Annotated in this window: 11 protein-coding genes and 1 pseudogene; 3 read left to right on the forward strand and 9 right to left on the reverse strand. The window is 69.8% G+C overall.

The features are described from left to right. The first annotated feature begins 27 nt into the window (after nt 1–27). Together OIE51_RS26680 and OIE51_RS26685 are read left to right on the forward strand one after the other, a co-directional pair. Nucleotides 28–381 carry a hypothetical protein gene (locus OIE51_RS26680; protein WP_326600437.1) on the forward strand — a complete coding sequence of 118 codons (354 nt, stop codon included), beginning with the start codon at nt 28–30 and terminating at the stop codon, nt 379–381. A gap of 75 nt (nt 382–456) precedes the next feature. Next, on the forward strand, nt 457–675 hold the full coding sequence (locus OIE51_RS26685; RefSeq protein ID WP_326600438.1) for a hypothetical protein: 219 nt from the start codon (nt 457–459) through the stop codon (nt 673–675). A gap of 50 nt (nt 676–725) precedes the next feature. Here OIE51_RS26685 and OIE51_RS26690 read toward each other — a convergent pair whose 3' ends face one another. Together OIE51_RS26690 and OIE51_RS26695 are read right to left on the reverse strand one after the other, a co-directional pair. After that, nucleotides 726–1,496 carry a transposase gene (locus OIE51_RS26690; RefSeq protein WP_326600439.1) on the reverse strand — a complete coding sequence of 257 codons (771 nt, stop codon included), beginning with the start codon at nt 1,494–1,496 and terminating at the stop codon, nt 726–728. A 1,441-nt stretch (nt 1,497–2,937) separates the two neighbouring features. Further along, on the reverse strand, nt 2,938–3,501 hold the full coding sequence (locus tag OIE51_RS26695; RefSeq protein WP_326600440.1) for a dihydrofolate reductase family protein: 564 nt from the start codon (nt 3,499–3,501) through the stop codon (nt 2,938–2,940). Nucleotides 3,502–3,792: 291 nt separating this feature from the next. Here OIE51_RS26695 and tpg point away from each other — a divergent pair, with 291 nt between their 5' ends. Further along, nucleotides 3,793–4,356, forward strand: a complete 564-nt coding sequence (gene tpg / locus OIE51_RS26700; RefSeq protein ID WP_326600441.1) for a telomere-protecting terminal protein Tpg — start codon at nt 3,793–3,795, stop codon at nt 4,354–4,356. A gap of 423 nt (nt 4,357–4,779) precedes the next feature. On the opposite strand, the pseudogene OIE51_RS26705 reads toward tpg, so the two are convergent. From OIE51_RS26705 to OIE51_RS26735, 7 genes and pseudogenes are all read right to left on the reverse strand, one after another. After that, nucleotides 4,780–5,907, reverse strand: a pseudogene (locus tag OIE51_RS26705) (MFS transporter); the annotation flags it as partial. An 84-nt stretch (nt 5,908–5,991) separates the two neighbouring features. Next, nucleotides 5,992–7,593 (reverse strand): FAD-dependent monooxygenase, encoded by a 1,602-nt coding sequence (locus tag OIE51_RS26710; protein ID WP_326600442.1) that lies wholly within the window; start codon nt 7,591–7,593, stop codon nt 5,992–5,994. A gap of 25 nt (nt 7,594–7,618) precedes the next feature. Beyond that, the gene (locus OIE51_RS27100) at nt 7,619–8,254 is read right to left on the reverse strand and encodes an ATP-binding protein (protein ID WP_442812081.1); all 636 of its coding nucleotides are present in this window, start codon (nt 8,252–8,254) and stop codon (nt 7,619–7,621) included. A 544-nt stretch (nt 8,255–8,798) separates the two neighbouring features. Beyond that, a protein-coding gene (locus tag OIE51_RS26720; RefSeq protein WP_326600447.1) for an IS5 family transposase occupies nt 8,799–9,598 on the reverse strand; the annotation gives its coding sequence in 2 pieces (ribosomal slippage) (nt 8,799–9,260 and nt 9,263–9,598; 798 coding nt in all). 213 nt (nt 9,599–9,811) lie between these two features. Continuing rightward, complete coding sequence (locus OIE51_RS26725; protein WP_326594504.1) at nt 9,812–10,564, reverse strand: IPT/TIG domain-containing protein; 753 nt, start codon at nt 10,562–10,564, stop codon at nt 9,812–9,814. 680 nt (nt 10,565–11,244) lie between these two features. Beyond that, on the reverse strand, nt 11,245–11,997 hold the full coding sequence (locus OIE51_RS26730; protein WP_326594503.1) for a hypothetical protein: 753 nt from the start codon (nt 11,995–11,997) through the stop codon (nt 11,245–11,247). A gap of 386 nt (nt 11,998–12,383) precedes the next feature. Then, nucleotides 12,384–14,858, reverse strand: coding sequence for a Helicase associated domain protein (locus OIE51_RS26735; protein ID WP_442812026.1), 2,475 nt, complete (start codon nt 14,856–14,858; stop codon nt 12,384–12,386). Between the last annotated feature and the right edge of the window lie 565 nt (nt 14,859–15,423).

Here is a 15,423-nt window from a genome sequence, read left to right on the forward strand (position 1 = left end):
GGTGGCATGGCCGCCGCTCGGAAGAACATGCAGCAGCAGGAGCGGCAGTCCACCCCGCCGGTCCTGCCCGGCCAGACCGCTGCCGAGGCTGTACCCGAGCGGCCACAGCCCCTCACCCCCGACACGATTCCCGACCCCCCGCCAGCCCCGCGCGCCGCCGACGACACATCCGCTCTCACAGCGGAAGAGGCGGCAGACTACGCGGCATGCGAGAAGGCGATCGACCACTACAGCCAAGCAACCTGGATGTACGGAAAAGCCCTCCAAGCCCTCCAAGCCATCCGGGACGCCCGCTACTACCGCCAGGAATTCCCGTGCGGGCTCTACGCTGCCGCCCGTGATCACAGGAGAGCTGACCGCGCGGACGGCGTACGGCACTGACTGGCACGTCTTCCTGAACGACCCATCCAGGCAATCAACTCCCCTGCTGTCAGGGGGATCTGCCATCCTTTGGCCATGGTGATGGATGACGACGAGGCGGCCGAACTCGTGCTGGCGCAGACAGCCCACCTCTTGAACAACCGAGGGGATCGAGAAGCGGCGCAACTGCTGACAGAAGTCGACCATTTGGAATTCGAGCGAACAGACGACAGCTTCACCACCAGTAGTAACTGGCATGAATATTTCTATGCGGCTGTCCTGCACGTCGAAGAACACCTAGAGGTTGTCCCGTAAGTGATCTTCGAGTTGGGTGGCGGGTGCGGGTCGGGCTGGATTGATGTCGCCTATCCGGTGAGGGTGAGGTTGTGCAGGTGGGCGACGCCGAGGATGGCGTGGTGGACGCCGTCGCCTTTGAGGCGGCAGTCGCGCAGGATTTTCCAGGTCTTCATGCGGGCGAAGGTGTGCTCGATCCTGGCCCTGGCCCGGCGGTGGAGGGCGTTGTGCTGTTCTTTCCAGGCGGGCAGTTGGGTCTGTCCGGGCTGGCGGCGGTGGGGGATGATCAGCCCGGTGCCGATGTAGCCGCCGTCGGCGATCACCGTGGCGTTTCCGGCCGCAGCCTTCGCCCCGGATTCCTCCCACGCGAGGCAGTCGTTGCGGTTGCCCGGCAGAGGGCGGCCGACCAGGGTCACCAGGCGGGTGTCGGCGTTGATGACGACCTGGTGGTTCGTGGAGTGGCGGTAGTTCTTGCTGGAGGCGGCCACCGACCGGTCACGGGTGGGCACCAGGGTGCCGTCCACGATGTAGACGGTGTCCCTGCGCGGCCGGCGCATCGGCTGCAGCGCCAGGAGCGGAGCGACGTGATCGATGACCCGGTCCGCGGCCGACTTCGAGATCCCGAAGAGCAGCGCGAGCTGGCGCATTGTCAGGTTCGTGCGCCAGTACGCGGCCACCAGCAGCACCCGGTCCTCCAGCGGCAGGCTCCACGGCCGCCCCCGGCCCGCCGCATCCGCGCCCTCCCGGCGCAGCGCGGCCACCAGCCGGCTGAAGCACCGCGGACTCAGCCCGGTGAACGGCTCTATCCAGGACGGCTCCGACGCCGTGATCACACCAGCCACACCATGATCATCCCACGACAAGATCATTTACGGGACAAGCTCTAGTCAAGTCCTTCTCTGACGAGATGAGGGAACGCATAGCCGAGACACTAGTTGACGTTGCCCAACGCAACGGGGAAACCAGCGTAGATCGCATGCTCCTTAAGGAACTCCTGCCGACCGTCGACCTCAAAGGCTGGCGAAAGCAGCTCAAAGGAGACCTTCAAGAACGCCCGACTAACCAAGGGCGTCGAGAACGGCGGGCCGAAAATGTCCTTGTCGAGGATGACTTGCGCTTGGGAGCGCCCAGGAACAGCAGGTTTATCGTGTACTCAAGGTAATTCAGAAACAGATCCCTGCCGATAAGACGATTGCTATCGCCCCTCTGCCTGGAGTCCGCCTACAGGCCGAACATACATGGACACCCGATATCCTGGTACTGGGAAACGGGCGGGCTGTGGTCTTCGAGATCGACGGGCCTCACCACAGAGCCAGGAAAAGGTATGCCGATGACAGAAACCGCGATCTGCAATGGCAGCGTTGCGGACTTCAGGTTGTCTGCCTGACGGTTGAGGAACTAGCGGACAATGATTACCTTGTGGGGCGGCTGAAAGAGGAACTCCTGCGTAATCTCTGGAAATAGATCCGCGTCCTCACCGTTGTCCATAACGCGGCCTGAGCTGTTAGAGTCATTCCGCCCCCGGCAGGGTTCGCTCTCGAAATATCACTCACCCCGGATACCACAAGCGTGTACTGTGCCCCTGTCGGGCGCTCCCCTTTGGGTTGCGCCTCCGGCACCCGCTGAAATCCCCAAAAATGGGCAACCTCCGAGTTGACCCGCAGGTCAGGCCCGCTTTTCGGTCGCCGGGAAATCCCGACACCCCTATATCTGTCCCTTGGAGGACTGATTCCGGAGTGGGGGAGGGAGCCGGGGGACGGCGGCCAGGAGCTGCACGCCGTGATGCTCGTCGGCGGCGGGAGCCGGACCCAGGCGATGCGCTGCGCCGTGCCGCTGGGCTCGGTGCTGCTCGTGCTCCTGGTCCTCGCCGCCGCACTGCCGTGCCGCTGCTCCTGGTGCTCGTTGTGGTCGCGGACAAGGGGTCGGCCAGACCACGGACAAGGGGTCGGCCAGGCCCGTTCCCGGGCCGGGGATGGCCGGTGCCTGCCCTGAGCCCACAGGGGCCGTTGAGGGTAAGGTCAGCGCTCCCGTGGCCTGTTGTGGCTGGTCAGCGCCCGTGCGGCGTAGGCGCGGGAGCACAGGCCCGGCATAGGCAAAAGCATAGGCCCGGCATACCCAGGAGCAGGGCCTGCCGTGCTCGGTGACGGCCACCAGCGGCTGGCCCGCGGCCGGCCCGCGCGGGTGGCCTGTAGGGTCTCGCGGCTGATGTCGTAATCTCACGGGCCGTGTCGTACCGATGTCGTATACGACATCACCGTGAGACTAGCGCGTGGGTGCTGCTGCTCAGTGCCTCGTCTCGTACCTGGTCAGAGTCACGCCGCAGGGAAGCGTCCGCGTCTCTACCAGGTTGAGGTTCACCCAGTTGTCCAGTGCGGTGAAGAACGGCGTGCCGCCGCCCACCAGGACCGGCGCGGTGGCCAGCACGTACTCGTCAATCAGCCCAGCCCGCATGGCCGCCCCGGCGAGCGTCGCGCCGCCGATGTCCATCGGGCCGCCGTCCTCGGCCTTGAGCCGGGTGATCTCGGCGACCGCGTCGCCGGTGACCAGGCGGGTGTTCCAGTCGACCTTGTCGATCGTCGAGGAGAACACCACCTTCGACATGTCCCGCCAGCGGCGCGCGAACTCGATCTCCGCCGGGGTGGCGTTGGGCTGCTGGTCGCCGGTCGGCCAGTAGGAGCTCATCGTCTGCCACAACTTGCGCCCGTACAGCGTCAGGTCGGTCGCCTGCAACTGGTCGGACCAAAACTGGAACAGCTCGTCGCTCGGCACGCTCCAGCCGATGTCGTCGCCGGGCGCGGCGATGTAGCCGTCCAGGGTCAGGTTCATGCCGTAGATCAGTTTCCGCATGGCCTAGCCTTACGTCCGTGGGTGTCCGGCGTATAGACCAGCGCGGTGCAGGAAACTCATCGGTGCGCGATCTGGGCTCGCCGGTAGTCCTCGTGCTCGGGGCTCAGCGTGGTGTACTCGGCCGACTCGGGCAAGCCGCCTGATCTCGACTCGCCCTCGCGAGGAAATGCCACGGATTTGAGACTGATCATGGGTGACAAGGCCGTGAGACAGCCAAGAACGCCCAGGTCAGCAAGATCGACATGTCACGAGCGGTGAGACCCTACACCCGCACGAGGGGGATGAGTGACCGTGGCCGATGAGATCCGCACCGCGATCGAGACCGCGCTCCAGTCCGCTCAGACCCGCCCCCTGCCAGTGTCCCCGGCCGCCCGCATGCGCGTCATCGCCCGCGCCGAACGCGGCTCCACCCGGGCCGTCGCGCAACGGCTGGGTGTCTCCGTCCGCACGGTCCAGCGCTACCTGGCCGGGCAGATCAAGAGCCCGACGCCGCGTCTGGCCGCCGCCCTGGAACGCGAGGCGCGCCGGTCCTGGCAGCCCGGTATCCGGGCCCGCGCCATCCGGCAGGCCGCCGCCAGGGCCGGGATCACGGTGGAGACCCGCGCCCGGTTCGGGTTCACCGCCGCCCCCAGCTCCACCGACGACCCGCGCCTGCGCCGCCTCACCGAGACCCTCCCCGCCGATGTCACCGCCCGCCTCCTGGCCGCGCACGAAGCCGGGGCCGGCGAACAGCAGCTCACGCAGCTCCTCGGCGCCGGTCTCGGGCACGCCTACTTCCGCGACGGAGGGCGGCGCGCGCACGGCCTGGACGTCACCGTGACCGATATCGACTACCTGGACATCGAGCTGACCTGACCCGCCCTGCCGACTGCGTGCCGGTGGTTAAACCCGTGGTTAAACCCGCGGTTAACCCCGGGTTAAGCCCCCGGTTAAATCCGGGGTTAATCCCGTAGTTATTTCCATGACGGTCGATGCATCCGCTCTGACCTGCGGGACCAGGGGTCACAGTCACGCCGACTACTTCTCCCTGGGCCCTGGTGCCCGCTGGCACCGGCCCGGGGGAAGTCCTTCGCCGCCGGGTCCCGGCACCCGGGCTGGCCGCGCCCGCGCCGACGACGACCGTGCGCCGCGCGCCGCCGGGGCGCTCCGTACGTCCGTGCCGTCGATGCCGTCCGTGCCGTTCATGTCGGTCCCTCGCTCCGGGTCTACGGCGCCGCGTTCCCGCGCCATGGCTTCCGGCCAGTCTGGGGCATATCCGGGCATATGGCACGACTGGGCTCAGCGGCGGTCCGGCTCCCCGGCGGGAGTCATGCCGCGCGGCAGGAAGGACACCAGGACCGCCCCCAGGACCGCGGGGATCATGAAGGCGTAGAACCCGGCCTTGGCGGAGTCGGACAGATCGGTGGCGAAGGCCACGTAGGTCGGGCCGATGATCGCGCCGCCCCGGCCGACGGCCAGGCAGAACCCCAGGGCGGTACCGCGCAGACGAGCCGGGAAGTAACTGCTCATGCAGGCGATCACCATGTTCTGACCGCCCAGCGAGCCGAGCCCCGCCACGGCCGACATCACCAGCAGCAGCCACCGCTCCTGTGGCGTGCTCAGCAGGAACAGCGCGCACGCGGCCAGCAGGAAGCACCCCAGGGTGACGGCCTTGAGATGCCCGCGGTCGGCCAGCAGCGCCAGCCCCATGACGCCGACGCTCGCCCCGATGGTGAAGGCGATCGAGAACTCCAGGGACGACTTCAGGTCGTACCCGGACCGGAGCATCACCGTGGGCAGCCAGGCGGTGGTCGAGAACAGCAGCGCCAGGCTCATGAACGCCGTGGCGCAGAACAGGACGGTGGCGCGCCGGCGGGCGGGCGCGAACAGCGCGCCCACCGGGACCCGGCCGTGGCCGGTCTCCGCCGTTCGCCCCCGGGCCGGGACCGACCGCCAGATGAGCGGGACGGCCAGCAGCGGCAGGGCGCCGATCAGGAAGAGCCGCTGGAACGGGGTCTCCGGCAGCAGCAGCCGGCCGAGGAGGGCGCAGCCCGTGCCGCCGACGCCGATGGCGCCCAGCGGCACGGCCAGGTGCAGCGCGCGGCGGCCCTTCGGGGCCGCCCCCGCGACGAACGCGCCGACCACGGGGGCCAGCGCGCCGATGCCGATACCGGTGCCGAAGCGGGCGGCGCCGAACAGGCCGAGGCCGGGCGCGAGGCCCGCCAGCAGCATGCACAGCGAGACCCAGGCGACCGAGGCCGCTATCGGCAGGCGGTAGCCCCAGCGGTCGGAGGCCCAGCCCGCGAGGAGGGAGCCCAGCGGCATGCCGGCCGCGGTGACGCTGCCGAGGGTGCCGAGCGTGCCGGGGGTGACGTTCCACTCCGCGTGGTGGAGCAGCGAGGGGGCCCACGGTGCCGAGGACGAAGAGGTCGTACCCGTCGATGAAGAAGACGAGGAACGCCAGGGGCAGGGCCCCTCGCCGCGTCGCGGGGATGGTCCGGGGGGAGTGGGTCACGGTCTGTTCCTCGATCGTGGTCGTTCTTCCTGCCGGCCGGGAGCCGTCAGGGGTCGGTACGGGTGGCCGGTGACGCGGCGCAGGACGGCGCGGGCGGCGCGCCCGTCGGCGCCGTACCAGGCGACGTGCTGGTCGGGGCGGACCAGGGTCAGCGGCCCGGCCGGGCCGGGGGCGCGGTGGTCCGCGGTGGTCAGCGGGATGCCCAGCTCGCGGGCGGCGGCCGTGAAGTCGCGGACGCCGGGCGCGGCCAGGTCGCCGAGGAGGGTGAGGCCGCGGCCGAGGCGGGAGTAGAGGGAGTCGCCGGGCCGCAGCCAGCGGTGCGGCAGGCGCCGTCCCGGACCCTCGGCGACGACGGGGGAGCCCTCGTAGGTGTAGTCGAGGACCAGGTCGAGGCTGTGGAACTCGCCGTCCTTCGTCCGGTGGACCGCCTCCGCGACCGCCGGCCGGGCCGCCGCGAACTCCTCGTCGGTGCCGGTGAGCCGGGGGTCGGACAGCTCGGGGGCCAGGGTCGCCATGTTCCGCGCGGCCTCCTCGATGGTCCTGGCGGCTATGGGGCGGCGTTCGGCCTCGTAGCTGGCCAGCAGCGCGGGCGGCGCCCAGCCGTTCAGCACCGCGGCGAGCTTCCAGCCGAGGTTGACCGCGTCGCCGACGCCGGTGTTGAAGCCGTGGCCGCCCCAGGGCGGGTTCTGGTGGGCGGCGTCCCCGGCGAGGAAGATCCGTCCCTCGCCGTACCGGTCGGCCAGCAGCATCCGTGCCTGCCACGGGTCGGTGGCCAGGATCTCCGCCTCGATGTCCGCCCCCACCAGCTCGCGCACCAGCCGGGCCGGGTCCGCCTCGCCGGCCGCCCGGTCCACGCCCTGGGCGATGCACCACCAGGTGGCGTCCAGGTCCAGCCGCCCCAGCAGCCCGGGCCGGGACGGGTCCAGTACCCAGTAGTGGACGGCGGGACCGTGCGGCACCCGCTCGGCCAGCCCTGGCGCGCGGAAGACGATGTTGACGTTGGGACGCGCGTCGTCGGCGCCCTCGTACCGCGCGCCGATCGCCGCGCGGCTGACGCCGCGCCCGCCGTCGCACCCGGCCGCGTACGCGGCGCGGATCTCGCGCGCCGCCCCGTCGGGACCGGCGAGGGAGGCGGTGACGCCGTCCGGGTCCTGGCGCAGCGCCTCGACCCGCCAGCCGGTGAGCAGGGCCGCGTGCGGCGAGGCGTCGACCGCCTCGCGCAGGATCTCCTCGACCAGCGGCTGGGGCGCCTGCTGCCCCGGCTCGGCGGCGCGGTCGGAGCCGCCGAGGTCCAGGCCGAAACAGCCGGTGAAGCGGGTGATCTCGCGCCCGAGGAGGCGGGTGGCGAACACGGCCTCGTCCGACCACGCGACGGGCAGGGGCGCGCGGTCGCGGATCGTGGTGGCGAGGCCCCACCGGGCGAACAGTTCCATGGTGCGCGCGGAGACGGTCTTGGCCCGGGGCCGCAGCCACGACACGGTGGCGCGCGGCTCCACGACCAGCGAGCCGACGCTGTGGTGGGCCAGTTCCAGCGCGGTGGCGAGTCCCACCGGCCCGCCGCCGGCGATCAGGACGGGTACGGAGTCCTCGGGGTTCATGACGGGCCTTTCCGGGGGTGGCCAATTAACCATGATGATTATGCTGATATGCCCCCGATGAGGGAAGTGGAGGTGGGCGGCCTTTTCCCGCACATCCGGAGAGTGATGCGGGCATGACAATGAAAGGGGACGGCCTCTCGCCGGGGCGGGAACTCAGACGGTGTCCGGCCCCGGCGCGCCGCGGTCGGCGTCCAGGACCCCGGCGGCGAAGCCCGTCAGGGGGAGGGGCTGTTTCCGTCCAGATCGATTTGCCGGTCTGCGTGTAGCGGGCGCCCCAGCGGCGGGTCATCGCGGCGACCAGTTGCAGACCCCGTCCGCTCTCGTCCAGGACCGAGGTGTGGCGGATGCGCGGGGTCGCCTCGCTGCCGTCGGAGACCTCGCACGTCAGGACCGTGCTGCGGAGCAGACGCAGACGGATCGGGCCCGCGGCGTGCCGGATGACGTTGCCGACCAGCTCGCTGGCGACCAGCTCCGTCGTCATCTCCAGCTCCCGCAGCCCCCAGGCCGCCAACTGCCTGCGGATGTGTTCCCGGGCCTGGCCGGCGGCGGCCGGGTCCTCGGGCAGGTCCCAGGCGGCGATGTCCTCCTCGGGCAGCCGGGGTCTTCGGCTTGGGGTGTCACCGGTGGGCAGGCGGATTGTGCTGATCAGAGCCCTGTGGATGGGTCGGTCATGGTGACAGAGTTCCGGTTCCCCGGTGACACGAGCCCGGACCGGCCGGTGTCACCGTTCCCGAATCTCACAGTCGCCCGCCGACACACCTGACCCCGCCCCCCCCGGGGCTGTCATCGCCTGCTGGCTCCCTGGCACGAACCTCGGGCACAGTGTCGCCATGGCGGACATGAGCGCGGTATACAGTGCGGTGGGTGCCGTAGGGGGAGCGCTGATCGGCGCGGCGGCGGCGGTGTTCGGGCCTCTTCTGCTGCAGCGAGGCTCGTCCCGGCAACATAAGGAGTCGGAAGCACGCAGGCGGGCCGGCGAAGAGATCGAGCGGATCATCCAGATCCGGACCACCGGTCGTGCTTGGCAGGACTCCCTCGAACGCGCTGTCCAGGATCTGACGGCTGGCCGTCCCGTGGACATCGACCGCTTCGACGAGACCATCACTGCACTGGAGCGAGAAGCTGCAGCTGCGGCCTACGCCGTCGCTGTGGACGGAGTCTGGGTCGGGTTAGGCCCGGCTTCCCCATCGTACTTACAGGCCATCTCATTTGGTGAGTCTGCGGTAGCAGATGAGGGTGCAGGCGATGCTCGTGAAGGCCAGGAAGTGGTCGGCTTTGCGTTCGTAGCGGCGGTGGAGTCGGCGGCAGCCGGTGAGCCAGGCGATGGTGCGTTCGATGGTCCAGCGGTGGCGGCCCAGTCGTTGTGGGGTCTCGACGCCCTTGCGGGCGATGCGGTGCCGGATACCCCGTCCGGCTAGCCATCGCCGCAGGTGCGCATAGTCGTAGCCCTTGTCGGCGTGGAGCTTGGCCGGCCGTCGCCGCCTGGGTCCCCGGCGGGAGCGGATGGGCGGTATGCCCTTCACCAGGGGGATCAGGGCCTGGCTGTCGTGCACGTTGGCGCCCGAGATGCCGACGGACAGGGGCAGACCGTTCCGGTCGGTGATCAGGTGGACCTTCGACCCGTACTTGCCCCGGTCCACAGGATTCGGACCTGTCAGGTCCCCCTTTTCACCGCCCGCATGTTCACCGAGTCGATCGCACAGCGGGACCAGTCCAGCTCGCCGCGGGCTCCCAGCTCGTCCAGGACCAGGCGGTGCAGCTTGGCCCACACCCGGGCCTTCGTCCATTCGGCGAAACGCCGGTGAGCCGTCGCGCCCGACGGCCCGAACGACGCGGACGGCAACTGCTGCCACGTGCACCCCGACGTGGCCACGAACACGATCGCGGCCAGCACCTCCCGGTCACCGTGCCGACGCCGACCACCACCCTGCGGCCGCGTCGGCGCCTCCGGCGCCACCCGCTGGAACAACTCCCACAACTCGTCCGGCACCAACCGCTCCACGATCCCCACAGCGGAAGACTATCGAACAAGCCAAATGAGATGACCTGTTAACCCAGCGGCCCGCCACGATCGCCGAGATGCGGGAGGAACTGCGCAAGCACCGCGGGCGGCTGACGGGCGCCCCCCGCTAATCCGGCCTCCTCACAACCCGGGCCTGAGCAGGCGGTCATGTGCCCGGCCGCCGGGCTAAGGGTGTCGGCGGCGCCGGGCCGGGGGTCAGATTCCGGGAGTGGCGAGGTAGGTGAAACCGGCAGCGGCCAGGGCGACGCCACCGGTGGTCGTCACCCTCACGTCGGAAGGTCCGGGAGCGCCGTCGGGGGTGGGCGGGGTGACGACGGACAAGGTGGTGTCGTTGACGATCGTCAACGGTGCGGGGGTGGCGCCGAAGGTGACCGACTGGGTCGTGCTGAAACCGGTGCCGGAGATGGTCACCACGGTCCCGCCGGAAGCCGGACCGGAGTTGGGCGCGAGCGTTCCGATGGTGGGCGTGTCGACGTAGGTGTACGACAGGCCGTTGTTGGTGCCGCCCGCCGTGGTCACGGTCACGCCCACCGGGCTGGCCGCGGCACCCGCCGGGACAGTGACGGTCAGCTGACCGTCGCTGACTACGGTCGGCGTCGCGGCGTTGGCACCGAAGTTCACCGCGGTCGCGGTGGACAGCCCTGTGCCGTTGATGGTGACGGTGTTGCCGCCGGCGGTGACACCAGCGGCAGGGCTGAGCGTGGACTTGAACGGTGCGCCGACGTAGAAGAACGGCAGCGGGTTGCTGGTGCCGCCGGGAGTGGTCACGGTCACGGGGACCGTTCCGCTGCCGGACGGGGTGGTCACCGTGACCGAGGTGGCCGTGTTGGCGGTGATGGCGGCCGGCTTGGACCCGAAGTGGACGGCGGTGGCGCCGGACAGGTTGGTGCCGGTGATCGCGACGGTCTGACCGCCGCCGGAGGATCCCTGGTTCGGGGAGACAGGCATGACTTTCCCTTCATGGCCTGTACGAGGCCGGGCCAGCGCAGTGCCATGGACGACGAATCGGACGGACAGGTGCAGACAAGCGGCACCATGCCCGACGGGGCTGCGCGGACACCGCCCAGCCGCTGCCGGCCACCAGCACGCACTTGCCGGTCCGCATCCCGGCCGAAGGAGTCCCGGCGCGGCGCTACGGCCGTGCCTGTGCCTGGCCGGCTACGCGCCAGGCCAGTCGGTGGGCAGGCCGACCGTCACTCCCCCGGGAGGAGGGCTGCCCACCGGATTGAACACCACCAGTAACCCATCGGAGTGACGACACCGGCAATAGCCGTGACCCCAATCTCACCCGCATGGCGCAGCGCACCAAAGGTCCCAATCACCCACGTACCACCCAGCTCTCTATGACAGATCGCGCGACCGCCTTGACCGCTGGTTACGTGCTCCCCGGCGCCCAGGCAGAGCTCCGCTGCGATCTCTCGGGTTGGTGTCGGTGGTGGTGAGAGTCGGTGGTGGGGGCCTGGTCGGGTGGGTTATGGGGCTGGTCAGTGGGTGTTTCTGGGGCGGGGCGTTGCTGTCGTGGGGGTGAGAGATGGCTGTGTGGGGTCGCTGTCGTGGGGCTTTATCTCATGGTGGGTGATGCTGTCCCGGGTTTGAGAGTTCTTAATGGGGCGCCGTGAACCTCGCGCTCAGAGACCCTCGACGCTGACCAGTTCGTGCCGTTCGCTGCCGCCCTTGGTCTGCTGCTCCAGCACGACCCCTACGCCCCTGCTGTAGAACTTGTGTTCCTCGGTGTCGGGTTCGAGGGGGGTGGTCTCCCTGGTCTCCAGAACGTGGTCGTACGCGCCGGTGGGCACGTCGACGGTCTCGTTCAGGCTGATCACCTCGGCTCTGTCCTCAGCCACATCGGGGGCGTCCTCCTGCTGGTACCGAGCGCCCTCCTCAGGGTCGGCCAGCATGATGATGCCCGGCTTGGCCCCCTTCTTGCCCGCCTCCCACGCGCCCTCGGTGCTGACGACCTTGCCGTTCTTGAACTCCTTGGTGTCCTCACCGAAATACCAGACGTTGCCGGCCCGGTCCTGGGCGAACCAGTCGAAGGTGTCCTCGATGACCTCCCCGTCCAGGGAGACGGTGTCACGCACGACGGTGATGTGAACGCCGAGGATCTCCTTCTCCCGGTCGGTCACCTCGACCACCGTGACCTCCTTGCCCTGGTCGGTGGTGCCCTCATAGCGCCAGCGGGCGCCGGGCTTGAGCGGCAGGTACGGGTTGTCGACGCGGTCGACGAAGTCCTCGGGGTTCACGCTGGCACCGGGTGACGGCGAGCCGGAGACGGTCGCCTCGTTGCTCTGTGCGATGCCTGTCGTCGGCTCCCGCTCCCCGCTGCCCTCGTCGCCGCAGGCCGCCATCGTCAGCGTGAGCGGAGCCATCGCGATGAGCATCAGGGTCTTCCCTCGGCTGGTTGCGAGCACTGTTCCTCCACGGGATCTCGCTGTCGGGAAGGCCATGATCATTCGCCGACCGCCAGGGAGAACGGACCGCCGGGCGGCGGCGGGCACGTCACCGGGAGCTGCCACTCGGACGGCTCAGCCGAGGGCTTGTGCGACGGCGGCGGCCAGGAGCGCGCCGAGGACTTCGATCCGCCGCAGCCGGTCCGGCCGCGGTAATTGATCTGCGATCCGCAGTTGACTGTGGACCGTAGTTGAACCTCGAACCCTGCAATGACCTGGGCAAACGCGAGACCCCACCTCAACGGGGGTGGCGGCTCTGCGGCCGGGCGCCCCGCCCGGTTTGATCCGCGACCGGGCCCGAGGCGCCCGGCACCGGGTCAGAGCCCGATGTCGTCGAGGGCGGCCTGCTGTTGGGGGGTGAGCTTGTCGCGGCGGGCGCGCATGTTGCTGCGCCATACCCCGAGCCGCACGGCCACAGTCTCGGGCTGCTCCTGGCGCTCGCCGCCGTCGGTGCCGTCCTCGATGACGAGGTGTTCGACGTGTCCGCGGGGGACGGTGAGGTGGCCTTCGCGGGTGAGGTATTGGCGTGCGGCTGCGAGGCCGCGCTCGAACGTCCCGTTGCGGCCCGCCGGGTGCTTTCTGGCGGCCGGTACGGGCGCGGCGCCCGCGTTCCCCGTGGCAGCCTCTGCGGGGGCCGCTGAGGGCGTCTGGAGCGGGGTGACGCCCAAGCCCTCGAGGAGTTCGCGCTGCCCGTCGGACAGGCGCTTCCAGGCCTGCCTCTGCCGCTTGAGCCACGTCCCGACATCAACGCCTGCGAAGGTCACCCCCGGGAGGATGTCCTCCGGCTCGGCGCCGCCGTCGATGCAGGCCTGGACGCCGGCGAAGGTGCGCTGCCACTCGATCGGCCAGGCCGGGTTCCAGTACGGGTCGATGCCGGCGAGCTGCTCGGCACGCCGCGCCGCCCGGGCCGGGTCCTTGCCGAGCCCGCCGTCCCGGCGGAGGTTGGCCAGCATCATGCCCACCGGGCGGTCCAGGACCGTGGCCGACCTCGGCGCCGCCAGCGTGCCGTACTCCTGGTAGTAGGCCCGCAGCACGGCCAGCGTCTCCTCCCACGCCAGCTCGCGTTCGTCCCACACCATGCCGAGCTTCTCCAGCCGGTCGGCGCGCCGGGAGGGCATCGCCCCGGCATTGAAGGTCTTGCGCTGGTCGGCCGTCCACTGCCCCAGCGGATACGCGCTTTCGACGTGTGAGAAGGGGACCCGGGCGTGGCCCTCGCGCTTGGCGTAGGTGCGTAGCGCGGCCAGGCCGCGTTCCCAGTCCTGGCGTTCGGTGTCGATGACGTTGTACGCGATCCACTCCGCCACGAGCGCCGGGTCCCGCCGCGAGGAGAACCGCAGCAGCATCCGGGATTCGTCCTCGCCGTCCTCGGGCGGCGGGCCGATGTCCGTGCCCGGCGACAGCTCCAGGGCGTTCGTCTGCGGAATGGCGAGCAATTCCAGGGCCTGTTCGTCATGCGCACGCAGCCCCTGGAGTACCTTGGTGAGCGGCTTGTACGAGGCCGAAGTGAACATGTCCTGCGGCTGCTCACCCGGTGCGAGAAAGACGGGCACGATCAGGGACGCCAGCTTTCCCTCGCCCGGCTTCTGCCGCAACGCCCGCCCGATCGCCTGCACGATATCCACGGGCGATCCCTTCGGGTCCAGAAAAGCAACCGAGTCCACCGCTCTAATATCGACGCCTTCCCCGAGGACCTTGCAATTACAGAGAATGGCAAGCCCCGCCCGGGTGCCGAATTCTCCCAGGACTTCGCGGCGGTGTGCGGAGTCGTGGTCGCCCTTCAGCCACCCCGTCCAGACTCTCGCGGGGTACCGCTCGGGGTCGGCCTGATGGAGCCGTTCGGCGACCGCCGGCAGACCGGCCGCGAACGCCTGCGCCTCCACCGTGCGGTGATGGAACGTGATCATCGTCTTCAGATCGTGCTCGCGGGCGGTCTTCAGCATCGCCGCCTGGAGCGCGCCCAGGCGCAGGCCGCGGATCTCCTCCTCACGCCGCTCAGGGCCGTACAGGCGGCCGGGAGGCAGCTGCGGGTCGGCCAGCTCGACCACGATGATCTGATACCGCGCAAGTAAACCGCGGGCCACACCCATCGCCAGCGACATCCGGTAGACCACCGGCCCGAAGATCGCCGGATCGTCCATGCTCGCGGCCAGCTCCTCCGGCAGCGGATCCCGGACGCCCTCCCGCACCTCCCACGACGGCCGCTCCTGCCAGACCCGCGGCGTCGCCGTCAGGTACAACCTCCGCAGCGACGGCAGCAGCCCGTTGTTGTGCACATCCGCCCACGCCTTCCCCTGCGACCCGGAAGTTCTGTGCGCCTCATCCACCACCACCAGGTCGAACGGCGCCATCGGAAGGCCGTAGGAGCCCTCGAACGCCGACGTCAGCACCGGCAGCGAGGAGTAGGTGGCGTAGACCGTCACCGGCCCCGAGCCGTGCCACAACGCCAGTTGCGGCGCGCTCGTCGTCACCCGCACCTTCGCCGCCCACAGCGCCGGATCGTCGGTGAGCGAACACACCGCGACCGCCGGCCCCTTGTGCCCCGCCGCCTGCCACGCCAACACCGTCTGCGTCAGCAGATCCAAAGTGGGCACCAAAACCAGCACCCGCCCATTCCGCGCCACCCGCCGCGCCGTATCAGCGGCAACCAGCGTCTTTCCCGAACCGCACGGCATCACCACCGTCGCCCGCAATCCACCGGCCGGGATACGCTTTCCCGGCGGGATATCCAAAGCGCGCGCCGCTGCCTCAGTGGCCTCAATCTGATGGTCCCGGCGCTTCATCGGTGCCGTCATTCCGTTCCTCCTGACGGGAATTCAAAAAGACATGAGAAGGGCGGAGGTTTCCCGCCGTGTGATCAGGGGGCCGTTCCACGTTCCCGTAACTACACAGATGCATCAGACCGGGCATGGCGCACCGAGGGGGAACAATGATGCACGCAACCCTACCACACCGGCCGCTGCGCAGGGCACACTGCCCGGGGTATGACGGGATCGACGCAGGCCATCCGGGTGGCCCGACAGGGAAGCTGACGAAGTATCGACCGGCACCCGCCCGCCCCGGTCCCGCTCGGGACGCTGCTCCTGGTCCCCGGCGTTCCGGGGGCCGACCCCCTCCGGTTCTGCCCCAATGGGGGGCCACTGGCCTGGTATTCCTGTGTCTACACAGCCTGCCGTGTGATGCACCCGCCTCCCCTCACCCCATGCTCCCCCTAGCCAGCCGCTTTTCCGCCGGAGCGGAGCGGGCGGGAGTCGCGCGGAGCGCGAATTCCACTGCTTCCGTAATTCCCGCGAAGCCGTGTTACGGTCCGGCGCAACGCGCCGGATTCCCAGGCGCGAAGCGCCCAGGCCTGCAAGCGCG

Source organism: Streptomyces sp. NBC_01803, from assembly GCF_035917415.1.
GTDB lineage: Bacteria > Actinomycetota > Actinomycetes > Streptomycetales > Streptomycetaceae > Streptomyces.